This is a genomic window from Aeromicrobium sp. Leaf272 (genome assembly GCF_001422865.1).
In the GTDB taxonomy this organism is placed as follows: Bacteria; Actinomycetota; Actinomycetes; order Propionibacteriales; family Nocardioidaceae; genus Aeromicrobium.
In genome coordinates this window covers 45,392-47,213 of record NZ_LMMY01000013.1, presented here as the reverse complement: position 1 = coordinate 47,213, position 1,822 = coordinate 45,392, and the positions used below count along the sequence as shown (strand labels likewise).

The window sequence follows — 1,822 nt, the reverse complement described above, 5'->3', positions numbered from 1 at the left end:
GAACCGCGCGAAGCCGCCGGAGAACTGGTTGCCCCCGCCGTCCTTCACGCTCGTCTGGATCGATCCTCCGGCCCACAGCGTGCCGTCCTTGGCGACGGTGGCTGCCCACACGCCGAACCCGCCGCGCGACTTCCACTGCGGCGCGAAGGTGGTGACGAAGGCGCCGGTGGTGTTGTCCCAGGCACCCAGCAGCGAGATCTTGCCTGCCTGGGTCCACTGCACGGACGTCGTGCCCGGGTTGAAGTTGTCGTAGTTCGTGGTGCCGGAGTAGTTCCAGTCACCGCAGTGGCAGCCGCCGTAGGCGACCTTGTCGCCGAGACCGCCCGTGATGGCCTGCAGGTCACCGCCGGCCTTCGTGATGCCGGTGTCCTTCAGGGCGAAGTCGGTGGTGTCGTAGGAGAACATGCTGTGCTGCGAGCCGCCCAGCCACACCTTGCCCCCGACCTGCTTGACGGCCTGCTGGTAGCTGGCACCACCCGTGCTGTAGGTCGGGTTCCAGGCCGGGGTGGTGACCGCGGCGCCCGCCGCCGTGCTGATGGCCACGCCCTTCTTGACCGTGGTGGCACCCGAGGCGGTCATGTAGCCCGCGAAGTAGGCGCGCGCACCGTCGTCGGAGACGTCGAGGGCCGCGACGCTGCCGTTGAAGTTCGGGTTCCAGCCTGCGTCGCCGTTGCCGGTGGAGAGGTCGATGCGGCCCGCGTTGCGGGCGTAGGCGGCGTTGGTGCCGCGCACCAGGTGGGTGAAGACCCCGCCGACGTAGAGCCGTCCGCCGGACACGTCGAGCCCGCGGACGCTGACCTTGGCGCTGGTGCCGCGGTTCTCGACGACCGTGGTCCAGGAGGACGACAGGGCGCCGGTGGCGTCGAGGACCGTGAGGCCGGTGCGGCCCTGGCCGTTGACGGTCGTGAACTCGCCGCCGACGGCGAGTCGGCCGTCGGGCAGGGCCGCGAGCGACCGGACCTGGTTGTCGAACGTGGGCCGGAACGAGGAGATCCACTCGCCGGTCGTGGCGTCGAACGCGGCGAGGTAGGACTGACCTTCGCTCTGCGTGCCGCTCTGGTTGCGCACGGAGGTGAAGTTGCCGCCCACGTACATCGTGTTGCCGATCTGCGCGAACGCCTGCACCTCGGTCGCGAGCTCACCGGTGCCGCCGGCTCCGGTGCCGGTGACGCCCCACGGCTGGGCCAGCGAGCCGCTCTTGGCCACCGGCAGCGCCGTGACGGCACTGGTCCCCGCATCGGGGACGGTCTCGAACGAGAGGTCGGACTGACGCAGCCGCGGGCGGACGAAGACCTGGGTGAACGGCGTGGCGTTCCCGCTGCCCGTGGCGTAGAGGTAGCTCGACGAGGCCGTCGAGCCGGTGACTCCGCTGCCGTAGTTGAAGCCCCGCACCCAGCCGTTGGTGCTGGACTCGAACGTCCAGACCCGGCGCAGGCGGTTGCTCGAGAGGGTGGACGTGGTGCCGAAGTCGCGCGAGGTGGCGCCGGAGAAGGACGTGCCGTCGAACGATGCGGACGTGAGCGGGTGACCCGCGCCGAACGCCCACGACCACGAGGCCAGCGAGCGGATCTGCATCCGCACGTCCTGCCAGGAGGTGCCGTCGACGGTCGCGGCGCGCCGCAGGCGGATGCCGTCGGTGAGGGCGTCGACACGCTTGCCGCCCAGCAGGGCGTCGACGGTCGCGGTGGACAGCTTCTTCGGCGCGAACGCCGACTGACCGGTCGGGGTCGACGCGATCTGGGCCGGGGTGCCCTGGGCGTCGCCGTCCCAGTTCCAGCCGTCGCGACCGCGGCCCACGAGCACCCAGCCGCCGCCGTCGGTG

The 1,822-nt window shown here is 71.2% G+C and carries 1 pseudogene; it reads right to left on the bottom strand.

The features are described from left to right. A pseudogene (locus ASF38_RS09540) lies at window positions 1–1,822 on the bottom strand (hypothetical protein); the annotation flags it as partial.